A 16,316-nucleotide genomic window follows, 5' to 3' on the forward strand; every position below is an offset into this window, starting at 1 on the left:
CCCATGTTCCGCTCCGCCCGCCGCACCCTGGCGCTGCTTCTGGCCTGCGCCCTGCCTGCCCTGGCCGCCGCCGACACTGGCAAGCCGCTGCGCATCGGCATCACCCTGCACCCCTACTACAGCTATGTGAGCAATATCGTCGGCGACAAGGCCGAGGTGGTGCCGCTGATCCCGGCCGGCTTCAACCCCCATGCCTACGAGCCGCGCGCCGAAGACATCAAGCGCATCGGCAGCCTGGATGTGGTGGTGCTCAATGGCGTGGGCCATGACGACTTCGCCGACCGCATGATCGCCGCCAGCGAAAAGCCCGCTATCAAGACCATCGAGGCCAACGCCAACGTGCCGCTGCTGGCGGCCACCGGTATCGCCGCCCGTGGCGCTGGCAAGGTGGTCAACCCGCACACCTTCCTGTCGATCAGCGCGACCATCGCCCAGGTCAACAACATCGCCCGCGAACTGGGCAAGCTCGACCCGGACAACGCCAAGTTCTATACCCAGAACGCCCGTGCCTATGCCAAGCGCCTGCGGGCCCTGCGCGCCGAAGCGCTGGCCCAGGTGACCCAGGCGCCGGATGCGACCTTCCGCGTGGCGACCATCCACGCCGCCTACGACTACCTGGTACGTGACTTCGGCCTGGAAGTGACCGCCGTGGTGGAACCTGCCCACGGTATCGAGCCGAGCCCGGCGCAACTGAAGAAGACCATCGACCAGCTCAAGGCGCTGGACGTGAAGGTGATCTTCTCGGAAATGGACTTCCCTTCCGCTTACGTCGAGACCATCCAGCGTGAATCGGGCGTGCGTCTGTATCCGCTCACGCATATCTCCTATGGCGAATACACCAAGGAAAAGTACGAAGTGGAGATGAAGCGCAACCTCGACACCGTGGTCCGCGCCATCCAGGAGAACCGCGCGTGACCGCCGCCGCCCACCTCAGCGCCGTTGGCGGGCCGCGCATCGACTTCGATGGCATCGACCTGACCCTGGGCCGTACCCGCATCCTTGAAGGCGTGCGCTTCAATGTCGCCCCTGGCAGCGTGCACGCCATCGTCGGGCCCAATGGCGGCGGCAAGAGCTCGCTGATCAAGACCCTGCTCGGGCAGATGCCGCACCAGGGCCAGCTGACCCTGCACTGGCCGGGCGAGCAGGAAGTGATCGGCTATGTGCCCCAGGCGCTGGAGTTCGACCGCGGCCTGCCGATGACCGTCGACGACTTCATGGCCGCCATGTGCCAGCGCCGCCCGGCGTTCCTTGGTTTGTCGCGGCGAGTGCACCCGGCCATCGACGCGGCGCTGGCCAGGGTCGGCATGCTCGACAAGCGCAAGCGGCGCATGGGCGCGCTGTCCGGTGGCGAACGCCAGCGGGTGCTGCTGGCCCAGGGGCTGATCCCCGAGCCGCAACTGCTGGTGCTCGACGAGCCGATGTCGGCGCTCGATGAAGCCGGCATCCAGGTGTTCGAGCAACTGCTGCACGGCTGGCGCCAGGCCGGCACCACCGTGCTGTGGATCGAGCACGACCTGCAAGCGGTGCTGCGCCTGGCCGACCGGGTGACCGGGCTGAACCGCCAGGTGCTGTTCGATGCCCCGCCGGCTGAAGCGCTCACCCCCGAGCGCCTGCTCAGCCTGTTCTCCGTCCACCCTCGCAGCGAGAGCCGTTCATGAGTTTCGAAGCGTTCCGCCAACTGGTCCAGGAATGGGCCGGCGCGGGTTATCTGCCGGAGGCGCTGGCCTACGGTTTCGTGGTCAACGCGCTGCTGGCGGGCCTGATGATCGGCCCGGTGCTGGGCGGGCTGGGCACCCTGGTGGTGGTCAAGCGCTTTGCCTTCTTCTCCGAGGCGGTCGGCCACGCCGCGCTGACGGGCGTGGCCATCGGCATCTTGCTGGGCGAACCCTACACCGGCCCCTATGGCAGCCTGTTCGGCTACTGCCTGCTGTTCGGCATTTTGCTCAACTTCCTGCGCAACCGTACCGGGCTGTCGCCGGACACCTTGATCGGGGTGTTCCTCTCGGTGTCGCTGGCGCTGGGCGCGAGCCTGCTGCTGATGCTGGCCGGCAAGATCAACGTGCATATCCTGGAAAACGTGCTGTTCGGCTCGGTGCTCACCGTCAGCGCCCACGACCTGCTGGTGCTGGGTATCGTCGCGCTGCTGGTGCTGGCGTTGGCGCTGCCGCTGTACAACCGCATCATGCTGGCCAGCTTCAACCCGCAGCTGGCGGCGGTGCGCGGGGTGGCGGTGAAGACCCTGGACTACCTGTTCGTGGTGCTGGTGACGCTGGTGACCGTGGCCTCGGTGAAGGTGATCGGGGCGATCCTGGTGGGCGCCCTGCTGGTGATCCCGGCAGCGGCCGCGCGGCTGGTCAGCCAGTCGCTCAAGGGTTTCTTCTTCATCTCGGTACTGATCGCCACCGTCAGCACCCTGCTGGGCATCCTGCTGCCGATCACGCTCGACCTGCCGGTGCCGTCGGGCGCGGCGATCATCCTGGTGGCCGGCCTGTGCTTCGCCCTCTGTGCCCTGGCCCGCGCCCTCGTCCCCCGCCTGCAAGGAAACCCGGCATGACCCTGAAAAAACTCACCCTGGCCCTGGCCTTGAGCGGCCTGCCGCTGCTGGCCAACGCCACGCAAGTGCTGACCACCCTGCCGGTGACCCACAGCCTGGCGGCCGCCCTGCTCGATGGCACCTCGGTGCAGCTCAAGAGCGCCGTCCCGGCCAACCTGCCGGCCAGCCGCCAGCCGTCGTACTTCGAGGGCCGTGGCGGCGCCAGCCTGCAGAAGGCCGCGCAACAGGCCGACGCGGTGATCGGCGTGCGCTCGATCTGGCGTGACGACCCGCTCTACCCCATGGCCCGGCGCAGCAATATCCGCATCGTCGAAATCGACGCCGCACGCCCGGTGGACGGTGCCCTGCCGGGCATCGCGGTGAATGGCGAGCAGGCTTTCGCCGCCTACCCGTGGCTCAACCCGACCAACCTGGGGCGCATGGCCGATGTAGTGGCCAACGATCTGGAGCGCCTGTCGCCGGCGGACAAGGCGAAGATCCAGGGCAACCTGGCCGGGCTCAAGCGGCAAATGCTGGAACTCACCGCCAACAGCCAGGCGCAATTGGCCAAGGTCGATAACCTCAGCGTGGTCAGCCTGTCCGAGCGGCTTGGGTACCTGGCCAGTGGGCTCAACCTGGATGTGGTCGAACAGCCGCTGCACGCCGACGAGCAGTGGGACGAGGCCGCGCTCAAGGCCCTGAGCGACAACCTCAGGCAACAAGACGTGGCGCTGGTGCTGCACCATCGCCAACCGGATGCCAAGGTGGTGGCGGCGATCGAAGCCGGTGGCGCGAAGTTGCTGGTGGTCGACAGCGACCCGCAGGATGCGGTGGCCGGGCTCAAGGCCAGTGTCGAGCAGGTGGTGAAGGCGTTGGGCAGCAGTTGAAGGTTGACGGCCGCTCTGTGTAGGAGCGGCCTTGTGTCGCGAAAGGGGCGCGAAGCGGCCCCAGGATCTGTGCATGTCACACAATTGCCGGGGCTGCTATGCAGCCCTTTCGCGACACAAGGCCGCTCCTACAAAAAGCAGACCGTGCAGGGCTTGGCCAGCTGCGACAATCCACCACACCAACCCGAAACCCGGTGAAACCCTCCAAATGGTAGATTCGCCGCCATGAAAACCACTCGTCGGACACGCTCGCTGACCGCATGGACGCTCTACGCCAGCGTCCTGTTCAGCCTGTTGCTGTGTGGTTTGCACCATGGCCAGATGACCGGCCTGCGCCTGTCCGGCCTGGAAGGTGGCTACTGCAGCATGGACAGCGGCCATGGCCCGGCCATCGACCTGGACGGCGGCGGTGGCGACCAGCACATGGCCCAGCTCGACTGCCCGGTTTGCTCCTCGTTCGCCATGGCCGTGCCACTCTGCAGCGCCGGCTGGACCTTCTCCGCCACCCATGGCCAGGCCCCGGCGCCGATCGTCACCCGCAGCTGGGGGCAACCGCCGCCACGCTACCTGCGCCACGCCATCAACCCCCGCGCCTCCCCTGCCCCGTTCCCCGCAGCAGAACACTTCGCCTGACCCTGGCAGGCGCGCCCGTGCGCGCGCCTGTGGGCCGGGCCTGCCAAGACCTTTGCGTGGAACCCTTACAACATGATCCGCAACACCTCTTTGGTGCTCGTGCTGAGCGCCACCTGCCACTGTGCCTGGGCGCAAGGCGCGCCTGTCGAACTGTCCGCCACCACTGTCGATGGCGAGCGTGAAGCGCCCAGCGGCGTGCAACTGGACACCCCGATCGCCACGGGCTCGCGCCTGGGCCTGACGGCGCGGGAAACCCCAGCCTCGGTGAGCGTCGCGGACCGCCGGGTGATCGAGCAGCGCGACGCCCGCGACACCCAGGAAGTGATCAACGCCATGACCGGCGTGAACGCCTCGGCCAACCCCGGCTACGGCGGCTTCGTCACCTACCGCGGCTTCACCCAGAACCAGGTGACCCAGCTCTACAACGGCATCAACCTGGGCTACAGCAGCGCCACCCGGCCGGTGGACGCCTGGGTGATCGACCGTGTCGAACTGCTCGGCGGGCCGTCGTCGTTCCTGCATGGCGCCGGCGCCGTGGGCGGCTCGATCAACTACATCAGCAAGCTGGCCAGCCGCGACCAGCAAATCGTCGACGGGCGTATCCGCTACGGCAGCTACGACGCCGCCGAATACGCCTTCGGCATCAACCAGGCGCTGGCCGACAACCCGGCCGACGCCCGCCACTTCGCCCGACTGGATTTCAGCCGCAGCCAGGGCAATGGCTATATCGATCGCAATGAGCGGCAGACCGACAGCCTGGCCTTTTCGCTACTCAGCGACCTGACCCCCGACCTGACTCACACCCTGGCGCTGGAGTACCAGGAGGACAAGGAAGACAGCCCCTACTGGGGCTCGCCGATCCTGCCTGGGCGCAGCACCATGAAGATCGACAAGAGCCGGCGCTTCGAGAACTACAACGTCGCCGACGGCCGTTACGAGCAGCGGGTGCGCTGGCTGCGTTCGATGCTCGACTACCAGGTCAGCGACAGCACCAGCCTGCACAACACCCTGTACCAGTACGAGGCCCAGCGCGACTACCGCAACCTGGAGCGCTACCGCTACAACAACGCGGGCAATGTGACGCGCTCCAGCCCCTACCTGCAGCGCCACCAGCAGAGCGTGCTGGGCAACCGCCTCGAGCTGCGCCACGACAACAGCCTGTTCGGCCTGGCCAGCCAGTGGTCGGCGGGGCTGGACTGGTCGCAGATGCGCCAGAGCCTGTACCCGAAATCGGGCAGCTGGAGCGACACGGTCAACCCGGACCACTTCGACCCCGGCAGCTTCTACGCCATCCCCGGCGTGAATACCGGGCTGAGCAAGCAACGCCGGCATGTGACCACCAACCGCGCGCTGTTCGCCGAGAACCGCCTGCAACTGACCGACCGCCTGGCGCTGCTGACCGCCCTGCGGTATGACTACCTGGACATGGAAGTGACCAATTACGGCGCCGTCACGCCCACCGCGCCGGCCTACTTCGAACGCCGTTGGGAGCCGCTGTCCGGGCGGGTCGGCCTGACCTATGCGCTGACCCCTGCGGCCAGCGTCTATGTGCAGTACAGCACCGCCGCCGATTTGCCGGCAGGCTCCCTGGCGGCGGCGACCTACTCCAACGTCGGCCTGTTCGATTTGTCCAAGGGCGAGCAATGGGAGGCCGGCAGCAAGTTCGACTTCCTCGATGGCCGGGGTGCGGCGACGGTGGCGGTGTATCAGATCGTGCGCAAGGACTTTGCCGTGACCGATTCGAGCAACCCCAACCAGTCGGTGCAGGCCGGCCAGCAGACTTCGCGGGGGATCGAGTTGTCCGGGCGGTTGCAGGTCACGCCGAAACTGGTGGCCGAGGCCAACTATGCCTACGTGCATGCGCGGTATGACGAGTTCAACGAGGCGGTGGCGGGCAAGTCGGTGTCACGTGAGGGCAATGCGCCGGTGAACGTGCCGGCCAACGTTGGCAACCTGTGGCTGACCTACAGCTTCACCCCCGACTGGTCGGCGGGGGTGGATGCGCGTTATGTCGATTCGGTGTATGCCGACAATGCCAATTCGCTGAAGGCGCCTGCCTATACCCTGTACGGGGCCTTTGCCCGGTACAGGGTGGACGCGCACACCACGCTTACTGCACGGGTGCGCAACCTGACTGACGAGGTGTATGCCAAGCAGGCGTACAACACCCAGTACTACATGGGGGACCCGAGGACGTTTGAGGTGGCGATGGATGTACGGTTCTAAGCGGCTCTTCGGGCATGCCGGGGGATTGGGTGAAGGCCACTAGGTGTATGCCGGAGGAGTTGCAGCGCCTGTGAGATCGAGCGCCGCCCGCGCGGCGCTTCGCGGGTAAACCCGCTCCCACGTTTGTTTCGGGCCAATGAGTCCTGTGAAAGTACCGCTGCCCGCCTTGGTGCATGTCTCAAGTCAAGCGGGGTGCCAGTGGTGCCCACCTCACTACCGCGTCGTGCCAACAAGGCGGACCAGGTAATGGCACAGAAGAGACTGGCCCGAAACAAACTGTGGGAGCGGGTTTACCCGCGAAGCGCCGCGCGGGCGGCGCTCGATCTCATAGGCGCTGCAAATTTGTCGCCCTACACCTGGCTGCCCACACGCCACTCCATGACATCCACCTGCACCACCCAGCGAGCCTTCCTACCGCCCCTATCGCCAGTCGCGGCTGTTTCCCTGGCACCAGGCACCGGATGCTGCATGGCTTCTTTCCTGCGGATATGCCTCCATGCCAAACACACTCCAGCATTGCCTTCGTCATGGGCTGATCAGCCTGTGCGCCCTCTGCCTGGCCGGCTGCACAGCCGCCGGCCAGCACACCCCGCGCGAAACACCGGCACAGGCCGAAACGCGGTTCACCCGGCAGATGCTCGACATCCTTCAGAACGACATGCTGCTGGCCAATCAGCAAGACCTGGTGGGCGCGGTGTTGCTCGAAGTCACCCTTGAACGTGATGGCAGGCCAAGCGCCTGCCGGGCCAGGCTTGCGCCGCAAAAATATACAAGCCGCATGCCTGCCGATGCCGTGTGGGCGACTGAACAAGCGTTGACGGCATTGGTGATCGACCAGTGCCGCAAAAGCCTGTTCCCTATTCCCCCCAGGACAATGCGCGATCACACAGGCCAACTTCAGGTCGTGGCGCCGATCATCTTCATGCCGGCCGAAGGCTCATTCGCCGTTCGTGAGTACCTGCGCCAGAGCGCGCCTCGGCAGGCTTATGCCTGGCAGCACTTGATGGCGGGCGAGACGGTCACCGGCACCGGCAACGCGTTTTTCTGGTTCGAGGGCGATGCCAGCGGCAAGGTCACTCGTTGCCTGGTCGAACTGACGCCCGATCGTTTCGCGCCGTCCAGGTTCAAGCCGGACAACCCGCTGCGCCGGCGCCTCCACGCCCGCTGCATGGCCTTGGACCTGCGCCGCATGCCGGGCTTCGCGCTCGACAGCCAGGGCGTCAATCGTGGCCATGTTGAGCTCGAATATGCCCCGTGGAAGCTCAAGGCAAGCCAATGAGCCTGGCGCCGGCGGGTACGACGGTTGAAACGGATATCCCAATGTCGCCCTCAAAGCAGCACCCCGTGCACACCCCTTGTCTACTGGCCTGACAACAACGACGGCGCACCCGATTGCGCCGCATTAGCCCAGGCTGCCTAGACCACCGGAGAGCACAGTGATGTCCATCCCCCATGAGGTCCCGCCCGCCACCCTGCGCCGGGTGATCGCCGCCTCGGCCATCGGCAACTTCGTCGAATGGTTCGACTTCGCCGTGTACGGGTTTCTCGCCACACTGATCGCCACCCAGTTCTTCGCCAGCCAAGACCCCAGCGTCGCCCTGCTCAAGACCTTCGCCGTGTTCGCCGTGGCCTTCGCCCTGCGCCCGCTGGGCGGCATCGTGTTCGGTGCGCTCGGTGACAGGCTGGGGCGCAAGCGCATCCTGTCGCTGACCATCCTGCTGATGGCCGGCTCCACCACCCTGATCGGGTTGTTGCCGACCTACGCCAGCATCGGTGTGTTGGCTCCGGCCCTGCTCACGCTTGCCCGCTGCCTGCAGGGTTTCTCCGCCGGGGGCGAATACGCAGGCGCCTGCGCCTACCTGATGGAACACGCGCCGCAGAACAAGCGGGCGTTCTACGGCAGTTTCGTGCCGGTCTCGACCTTCTCCGCCTTTGCCTGCGCGGCGCTGATCGCCTATGGCCTGGAGGCCAGCCTGTCGGCCGAGGCGATGAACAGCTGGGGCTGGCGAGTGCCCTTCCTGATTGCCGCGCCGCTGGGGCTGGTGGGCTTGTACCTGCGCTGGCGCATGGAGGAAACCCCGGCATTCCGCCAGGCCATGGCCGAGGGCAAGCAACACAGTCATTCGCCGCTGGGCGACACCCTGCGCCACCATGGCCGCACCATCCGCAACCTGGGTGCGTTCATCTCGCTGACGGCGCTGTCGTTCTACATGTTCACCACCTACTTCGCCACTTACCTGCAGACCGTCGGCCAGCTCAGCCGTGCCCAGGCGCTGCTGGTGACTACCGTCGCCTTGCTGTTCGCCGCCGTCGGTTGCCCGCTGGCCGGGGCATTGTCCGACCGCATCGGCCGGCGGCGGACCATCGGCGTGACCTGCCTGTGGGTCATGCTGGCGGTGTTCCCAGCCTATTGGCTGGCCAGCTCCGGCTCGATGTCGGGTGCTTTGCTGGGGGTGATCCTGCTGGCAATTGGCGCGCTGATGAGCGGCGTGGTCACCGCGGCGCTGCTGTCCGAATGCTTCCCCACCCGCAGCCGCTATACCGCCTCGGCAATCACCTACAACGTCGCCTACACCCTGTTTGGCGGAACGGCGCCGCTGGTGGCGACCTGGCTGATCGAGCAAAGTGGCAGCCGGCTGGCTCCGGCGTTCTACCTGGTGGCGATTGCCTTGCTGGCGTTGCTCGGCGGGCTGGGGTTGCCTGAGACCTCGCGCCTATCACTGCACGACCCCATCGATACCGACCCAGCCAGCGATAACCGCCTCGGGCGTTCAGCATAAGGACGCAGATATAAAGCCGACTTAAAGGGTCGGCTTTATATCTTTTGCTCGCCTGGAATACGCATCCGCCGCATGTTCAATTTGAATTTCAAACAACTAACGCAACAAACTTATAATTGACGCCAATATTCCAGCGCGCCGTGAACAGCTACTCGAAAATTTTTTTATTTACCGTTCACCGGATGATGGCAAAGTGGCACTCATTCAAGCTAGGATCCATTTCATTCCGTGGGCGCGGTGGTTTCCCTGCCCCGCCCCAGGCTCGACCCTCCCCTCACGCGCCAAGGAAGGTACATGCTGCACAGATGGATGCTGTGATCGGTCACTGACCGCGTAACCCTTGCTTATTCGCTGTTCGTTTTGAAACTGCGCCCCTACACGGAGCGCAACGCTTACCCGTGCCTGATACTTCCCTGATGGAGTCGACAATAACTATGGATAACTTCCTGGGTGAAATTCGCCTGTTCCCGTTTGGCGTGATTCCCAAAGGCTGGGCCCCGTGCAACGGGCAGTTACTGCCGATCACGACGTACAGCGCGCTGTTCACGTTGCTCGGCACCCAGTACGGCGGTGATGGCAGTAGCACGTTCGCCCTGCCCGACATGCGTGGCCGAGTCGGGCTGGGTGCCACGGCGGATGGGACGCACCCCAATGGTCAAAGCCAGGGTAGCCAAAGCGTCACCCTGACTGCGGACAATCTGCCGCCTCATACCCACACGGTCAACGTCAGCACCCTCGACACCGGTAACAGCGCGGCAGAAGACGCCTTCTTCGGCGTGAGCCTGCTCAACAACGGTTCGCCCGGAGGAACCACCTACGTCGAGGCCAAGAGTGGCAATCCGGTGTCGCTCAACAGCGCCACCGTCGGAACGAGCGGCGCCTCCTCACCGCTGGAGAACCACCAGCCGTCGCTGGGATTGAGCTATTGCATCGCCTTGCAGGGCGTCTACCCACCTCGTTCCTAACGCTCGATCCAAGCCATTCTGACCAGGGGCTACATCATGTCTGATCCATTTATCGGTGAAATCCGCATTTTCGCAGGCACATACGCGCCAGTGGGCTGGAGCTTCTGCGACGGCAGCGTCCTTCCCATCAGCACCAACCAGGTGCTGTACAGCCTGATCGGGGACATCTACGGCGGTAACGGACAAACCACGTTCGCCCTGCCGGATCTGCGCGGGCGCCTGCCGGTCGGTCAGGGGCAAGGCCTGGCCATGTACGACGTGGGGCTCGGAGAATCCTTCGGCGTCGAGTCGATCACGCTGACCCAGGCGAAACTGCCGGCCCATAGCCATCCGTTCGTCGTCAGCAGCGCCCTCGCCAACACGACAATCCCTGCCGATGCCAGCAACAACGCAACCCGCACCTTTGGCACCTTCACCAAGGTCAAGGCGATGACCGGGTTGTACAACAACTCCATCGACCAGCTAGGTCGAGTGCAACTGAACGCGGCCACGCTGAACCCTTCCGCTGGCAGCAGCAGCGTGACCGCCCATTCCAACCTGATGCCGGCAATGGCGCTCAACTACATCATCGCGACCACTGGGCTGTATCCGTCCCAGGGGTAAAGGCCCTCCCATCGACTCACCGAGTGGAAAAACCATGGATGCTTTCTTTGGCGAAATCCGGCTGTTCCCCTTCAAATATGTTCCGCAGAACTGGATCCCGTGCGATGGCAGATTGCTGCAGACCAGGTCGTACCCGGCACTGTTTGCGCTCCTCGGCAAGACCTTCGGCGGCGACGGTTCGACGACCTTCGCCCTGCCCGACCTCAGGGGCCGCACGGTCATGGGCGCGGGCGCCGGCAAAAACCTGACGCCGCGCGCGGTCGGTGACAAGACCGGCACCGAGACCGTGTCTCTGAACAGCAGCAACTTCCCTGCGCACACCCATAGCGTGACCGTGAAGAACGGCACCGAGGGCTCGCCGATGGACGCGCCGGACAACAGCTTCTTCCTTCAGGCACCGCGCACCACGAAACTGTTCAACCCTGCACTGACCACCGGGATGACCCTCGCGCCCACGGTGGTCGGCCAGGTGGGCAGTGCCAAGCCACGGGCGAATATGCAGCCTTATCTGGTGATGGCCTACTGCATATGCGTGGAGAATGGTATTTGGCCGGAACGCCCTTAATGCCCAGCCAACTGGCCGACCGCTTGCGGTTGGCCTGTGCCTGCCCGATCGTCGTCGAACTGCGCCAACAAGACGAGGGCGACCAGGCGTTCCTGCGCCAGTTGTTCGTCAGCCGGCGCTGGGTCGAAACCTGTGCGATGCCTGGCTGGGACGACCAGCAGCGGCTGGCCTTCCTGCACCAGCAGGCCGACCTGCAACAACGCCATTACGCCCAGTATCACCCCGACGCCGCGTTCCTGATCGTCGAGCATCAAGGGCAGGCCATCGGCCGTTTCTGCGTGAGCGCCAACGGCAGCGCCCTGCGCCTGGTGGATGTCGCGCTGTTGCCCGAGTGGCAGGGGCTTGGCATTGGCTCGAGCCTGCTGCGGGCGGTGATCACGGTGGCCGAACACAGTGCCAGCCCCGTCGAACTGACAGTGGACGCCCTGAGCCCTGCACGCCGGCTGTACCACCGACACGGCTTCCTGGCCCTGGCTGACCAGAGCCTGTCCCTGCAGATGCGCCGGCCCGCCGGCCAACATGGGGAGCCTGCGCCCATGACCGGTTGAGCGCGCCGCAGAGCATGCTCCGTGAAACCCTCGCCGGCCTTGCCGACGTCACCTTCGTCTCTCAGAGCCGTAACCCGCGCTTACCGAAACAGGCAGGAAGCCCTATGAACCATCCAGCTCGCCGCCACTGGCCATGCCAGTCCTTCATCGTCTTCTGCCTGCTCTGGCTCGTCCAGGCGCTGGCCCTCGCCCAGGCAACGCCCTCGATCAGCCCCGGCAACGGCAGCCTGGGCAACGGGACGGTCGGTCAGTTTTTCAGCGTGACGCTCACGGCCAGCGGCGGCAACGGTGGCTACATGGGCTGGTACGAGTGCAACGTCAACGACAGCAACTACGACCCTATGGCCCAATGCATGCCGCCGGGCCTGCAGATCCATGAGAACTTCGGCAGCAATGCCACGACCATCAGCGGTACACCGACCGCGGCGGGGCACTATGATTTCTACGTTTCGGTGTACGACGCCAACTCCCTGCTAGCTGGGGTGGCGCACTACACCCTGGACGTGGCCGGCGGCGGTCCGACGCTGACCGGCGTCAGCCCCAGCAGCGGCTCTACCGCGGGCGGCACCAGCGTGACCCTGAGCGGTAGCGGTTTCACCGGCGTTACCGGCGTGACCTTCGGCGGCACAGCGGCCAGCAGCTTCACGGTCAACAGCGTCAACCAGATCACCGCGACTGCGCCCAGCCACCCTGCCGGCACCGTGGACGTGGTGGTGAACGCGACGGGTGGGGCGTCCCCGGTGAGCCCTGCCAGCAGGTACACCTACCTCGCGCCACCTAACAGCGGCGCGGTCAGCGCCACGTTGGCCGCCAACAGCAACAACAACCCGATCACGCTCAACATCAGCGGCGGCGCCGCCACCAGCGTGGCCGTCGCCAGCGCTGCCAGCCATGGCACGGCGGCCGCCAGTGGCACCTCCATCAGCTATACGCCAACAAGCGGCTACTCGGGCCCGGACACCTTTACCTACACGGCCACCAACGCCGCTGGCACCTCGGCCCCAGCCACCGTGACCATCACAGTGTCGCCGCCCACCGTGGACATCAGCCCGGCGACCCTGCCGGGCGCCACCGCCGGCACCCCCTATAACCAGACCCTGAGCAGCAGCAATGGCACTGCGCCATACACTTACGCGCCAGTGTCGGGCAGCTTGCCTGCGGGGGTAACTTTCTCCAGCGCGGGGGTGTTCAGCGGTACGCCGAGCAGCAGCGGCAACTTCCCCCTGAGCATCCGCAGCACCGACCAATACGGCGCCACGGGCACCGTCAGCTACACCATCAGCGTGGCCGCGCCCACCATCGCCGTGAGCCCTACGAGCTTGACCAACGGCGCCTATGGCACAGCCTACAGCCAGACCGTCACTGCCAGCGGTGGCAACGGCAGCTACAGCTTCGCCGTGCTTTCAGGCAGCCTGCCGTCCGGCATGGCCCTGGCATCCGACGGCACCCTGAGCGGTACGCCGACCTCTGCCGGCACCTACTCATTCACCCTCACTGCCACCGACGGCAACGGCTTCACCGGTTCGCGAGCCTACACCCTGACAATCGCCAGTCCGACCTTGAGCCTGTCGCCAGTCTCGGTGCCGGGCGGCAGCATCGGCAGCCCCTACAGCCAGACACTCAGCACCAGCGGGGGGATTGCGTCCTACAGCTACAGCCTGATCGGTGGCGCGTTGCCCACTGGAGTAACCCTGTCCAGTGGCGGAGTGCTCAGTGGCACGCCAATCGTCTCCGGCACATTCAACTTCACGGTGCGCAGCACCGACGCTCATGGCCAGATCGTCGATGGCGCCTACAGCCTGGTGATCGGCGCCGCAACCATCAACCTTGCGCCGAGCACCCTCGGCCCAATGGCGCAGGGCGTGGCCTACAGCCAGACCCTGAGTGCCAGTGGCGGCACCGCTCCCTACAGCTACACGGTCACCAGCGGCGCATTGCCCAGTGGCATGACCCTGAGCCCGGGAGGCCTGCTCTCCGGCGTGCCGACCAGCGCGGGGCCGAGCAACTTCACCATCACCGCCACCGACAGCCTCGCTTCCACCGGCTCGCGCGCCTATGGCCTCACCGTCGCCGCGCCCACGCCGGTGGCCGGCAACGTCAGCTTGACCGTCTCGGCCAACAGCAGCGCCAACCCTGTGACCCTGAACCTGAGCGGCGGCCCGGTGGCGTCGGTGGCCGTGGCAAGCAATGCCAGCAACGGCACGGCGACAGCCAGCGGCACCAGCATCAGCTTCACCCCCGCCCCCGGCTACGCAGGCAGTGACAGTTTCACCTACACCGCCACCGGCGCCGGGGGGACATCGAACGTGGCGACGGTGAACGTGACCGTCGTGGCGCCGACCGTGACGCTGACGCCGACCAGCCTGGCCAATGGCACGATCGCTACGGCCTATTCGGCGAACATCACCGCCAGCGGCGGCAGCGCACCCTACAGCTACAGCCTGGTCAGCGGCAGCCTGCCCGGCGGCCTGACGTTGTCGAACGGCGGTAGCCTCAGTGGCACCGCGAACGCGGCCGGCAGCTTCAGCTTCACCGTCCAGGCCACTGACAATACCGGCTTCACCGGCACCCGTGCCTACAACCTGAGCGTCGCCAGCCAGGCGCCGGTCACCGGCGCGGTCAGCGCCACAGTGGCAGCGAACAGCTCGGCCAACCCAATCACCCTCAACCTCAGCGGCGGTGCCGCCAGCAGCGTGGCCGTGAGCAGCGCGCCAAGCCACGGCACCGCATCGGCCAGTGGCCTCACCATCAACTACACCCCAACCGCTGGTTACTCGGGCAGCGACAGCTTCAGCTACACCGCCACAGGTGCTGGCAGCACCTCATCGCCAAGCACGGTGAGCATTACCGTGACCGCCCCGACCCTGGCCATCACACCCGCCACCCCAGGCCTCGCCGACGCCACCCAAGGCAGCGCCTACAGCGCCAGCCTGGCCGTCAGCGGTGGTACCGCGCCGTACAGCTACAGCGTTAGCGCCGGCAGCCTGCCGGCCGGGCTGACCCTCGATACCGGTACCGGGGTCATCAGCGGTACCCCGACCGCGCTCGCCACCAGCAACTTCACCATCACCGTCAGCGACGCCCTCGGCGCCAGCGGCAGCCGCAGCTACAACCTGCAGGTGCTGGCCCAGGCCATCGTGGTGCCACCCTCCAGCGAAACCCTGGCGGCCGGGCAAAGCGCCAGCGTCGACCTGACCCGCGGCGCCAGCGGCGGTCCGTTCCTGCGCGCACGCCTGTTGAGCGTGACCCCGGCGTCGGCGGGCAGGGCCAGCATGACTGGCCCGTTCACCCTGAGCTTCACCCCGGCGGCGGCCTTCGCCGGCACTGCGGTGGTGAGCTTCAGCCTGCAGAACACCGGCGGCAGCCTAGCCAGCAGCAGCGTCACGTTCTCCGTACAGGCGCGTCCCGACCCTACCCGCGACCCCGAAGTGATCGGCCTGCTCAACGCCCAGTCGCGCGCCGCCGAGCGTTTCGCCACCACGCAGATGGACAACTTCAACCGCCGCTTGGAGCAGTTGCACCGCCCCACCTGCGACCGTGATTCGTTCAACGCCAGCGTGCGCCATGGCCGTGATGACGTCAGCCTGGGCAGCCTGGGCAAGGCCTTGCGTGATGAGCTCGAAGGCAATGGCCAGGGCAATGATGACGAACAGCGGCGCCAGGAGAAGGACAGCGCCCGCGCCAGTTCCGGCGAATGCCGCGAAGAGGCGCTGGCGTTCTGGACCGACGGTTTCGTCAACACCGGCTCCAACCGCGCCCGCGGCGCCGACGACAATAGCTTCACCACCTATGGCCTGAGCGCGGGCATGGACTATCGCCTGTCGCCACGCGCAGTGGTCGGTTTCGGTATCGGCTACGGCAACGACCGCACGGATGTAGGCGAGCATGACAGCCGCAGCGAGGGCGACGCCCTGGGCCTGGCGGCCTACCTTAGCGTCAATCCGCTGTCCGAGGTGTATATCGACGCGTTGCTGGGTTACAACCGCATCCGCTTCGACGCACGGCGCTACGTCACCGCCGACCCGTCCAATGGCTACGCCCACGGCTCGCGTGACGCCGACCAGCTGTTCGCCTCGCTGACCGCCAGCTACGAGTACCGTCACGGGCCCCTGTCACTGGCACCCTATGCGCGGATCAACGGCAGCTATACCCGGCTCGACGCCTACAGCGAGCGCGGCGGCGGTATCTACGGCCTCTCCTATGAAGAGCAGGACCTGCGCTACGTGACGTCGTTCCTGGGCTTGCGTTCGGGTTACGACATCCAGACCAACGTCGGCGTGCTGACCCCAAGGGTCGGTTTGGCCTGGGGCCATAACTTCAGTCGCAACGAAGACTACCGCATGCGCTACACCGACCAGGGCAGCGACGGGCTGCTGTATCGCCTGTCGCCCGACCCGCAGGATAGCAACTTCATGGACCTGGACCTGGGCCTGGACCTCAGCCTTGGCCGTGCGTGGCGGGTGGGGCTGTCTTACAAGACCGCGCTGGGCAGCGATGAGCGCAGCGAGATGTTCAGGATCGGCCTGGACGGCAGGTTCTGAAAGACTGAGCAAAAAGTAATGCCGTGCCAGCAGCG

At 65.9% G+C, this 16,316-nt stretch carries 13 protein-coding genes; all 13 read left to right on the forward strand.

Annotated features, from left to right (window positions below; all coding sequences use genetic code 11):
- The first annotated feature begins 3 nt into the window (after positions 1-3).
- Positions 4-915: a metal ABC transporter substrate-binding protein gene (locus ABE459_RS12070; RefSeq protein WP_258706280.1), complete on the forward strand. Its 912-nt coding sequence runs from the start codon at positions 4-6 to the stop codon at positions 913-915.
- On the forward strand, positions 912-1,658 hold the full coding sequence (locus ABE459_RS12075) for a metal ABC transporter ATP-binding protein (RefSeq protein WP_323831147.1): 747 nt from the start codon (positions 912-914) through the stop codon (positions 1,656-1,658). The genes ABE459_RS12070 and ABE459_RS12075 overlap by 4 nt, the downstream gene beginning before the upstream one ends.
- A complete protein-coding gene (locus ABE459_RS12080) occupies positions 1,655-2,554 on the forward strand; it encodes a metal ABC transporter permease (RefSeq protein ID WP_110995159.1) in 900 nt (299 codons plus the stop codon). Before ABE459_RS12075 ends, ABE459_RS12080 begins: the two co-directional genes overlap by 4 nt.
- A complete protein-coding gene (locus tag ABE459_RS12085) occupies positions 2,551-3,420 on the forward strand; it encodes a zinc ABC transporter substrate-binding protein (protein ID WP_323831148.1) in 870 nt (289 codons plus the stop codon). The genes ABE459_RS12080 and ABE459_RS12085 overlap by 4 nt, the downstream gene beginning before the upstream one ends.
- 225 nt (positions 3,421-3,645) lie before the next feature.
- The gene (locus ABE459_RS12090) at positions 3,646-4,053 is read left to right on the forward strand and encodes a DUF2946 domain-containing protein (RefSeq protein WP_110995161.1); all 408 of its coding nucleotides are present in this window, start codon (positions 3,646-3,648) and stop codon (positions 4,051-4,053) included.
- 72 nt (positions 4,054-4,125) lie between these two features.
- Positions 4,126-6,279, forward strand: coding sequence for a TonB-dependent receptor (locus ABE459_RS12095; protein ID WP_323831149.1), 2,154 nt, complete (start codon positions 4,126-4,128; stop codon positions 6,277-6,279).
- A gap of 496 nt (positions 6,280-6,775) precedes the next feature.
- The gene (locus ABE459_RS12100; RefSeq protein WP_346648037.1) at positions 6,776-7,558 is read left to right on the forward strand and encodes a hypothetical protein; all 783 of its coding nucleotides are present in this window, start codon (positions 6,776-6,778) and stop codon (positions 7,556-7,558) included.
- A gap of 160 nt (positions 7,559-7,718) precedes the next feature.
- Positions 7,719-9,059, forward strand: coding sequence for an MFS transporter (locus ABE459_RS12105; RefSeq protein WP_346648038.1), 1,341 nt, complete (start codon positions 7,719-7,721; stop codon positions 9,057-9,059).
- A gap of 434 nt (positions 9,060-9,493) precedes the next feature.
- Entirely contained in the window at positions 9,494-10,024 is a 531-nt protein-coding gene (locus ABE459_RS12110; protein ID WP_323831152.1) for a tail fiber protein, read from the forward strand.
- Positions 10,025-10,060: 36 nt separating this feature from the next.
- Positions 10,061-10,627: a tail fiber protein gene (locus ABE459_RS12115; protein ID WP_323831153.1), complete on the forward strand. Its 567-nt coding sequence runs from the start codon at positions 10,061-10,063 to the stop codon at positions 10,625-10,627.
- Positions 10,628-10,661: 34 nt separating this feature from the next.
- A complete protein-coding gene (locus ABE459_RS12120; protein WP_323831154.1) occupies positions 10,662-11,192 on the forward strand; it encodes a tail fiber protein in 531 nt (176 codons plus the stop codon).
- Positions 11,192-11,740 (forward strand): GNAT family N-acetyltransferase, encoded by a 549-nt coding sequence (locus ABE459_RS12125; protein ID WP_323831155.1) that lies wholly within the window; start codon positions 11,192-11,194, stop codon positions 11,738-11,740. Before ABE459_RS12120 ends, ABE459_RS12125 begins: the two co-directional genes overlap by 1 nt.
- A 104-nt stretch (positions 11,741-11,844) precedes the next feature.
- Positions 11,845-16,281, forward strand: coding sequence for a putative Ig domain-containing protein (locus tag ABE459_RS12130; RefSeq protein ID WP_323831156.1), 4,437 nt, complete (start codon positions 11,845-11,847; stop codon positions 16,279-16,281).
- The last annotated feature ends 35 nt before the right edge of the window (positions 16,282-16,316 follow it).

It is taken from the genome of Pseudomonas sp. TWI923 (assembly GCF_039673365.1).
GTDB lineage: Bacteria > Pseudomonadota > Gammaproteobacteria > Pseudomonadales > Pseudomonadaceae > Aquipseudomonas > Aquipseudomonas sichuanensis.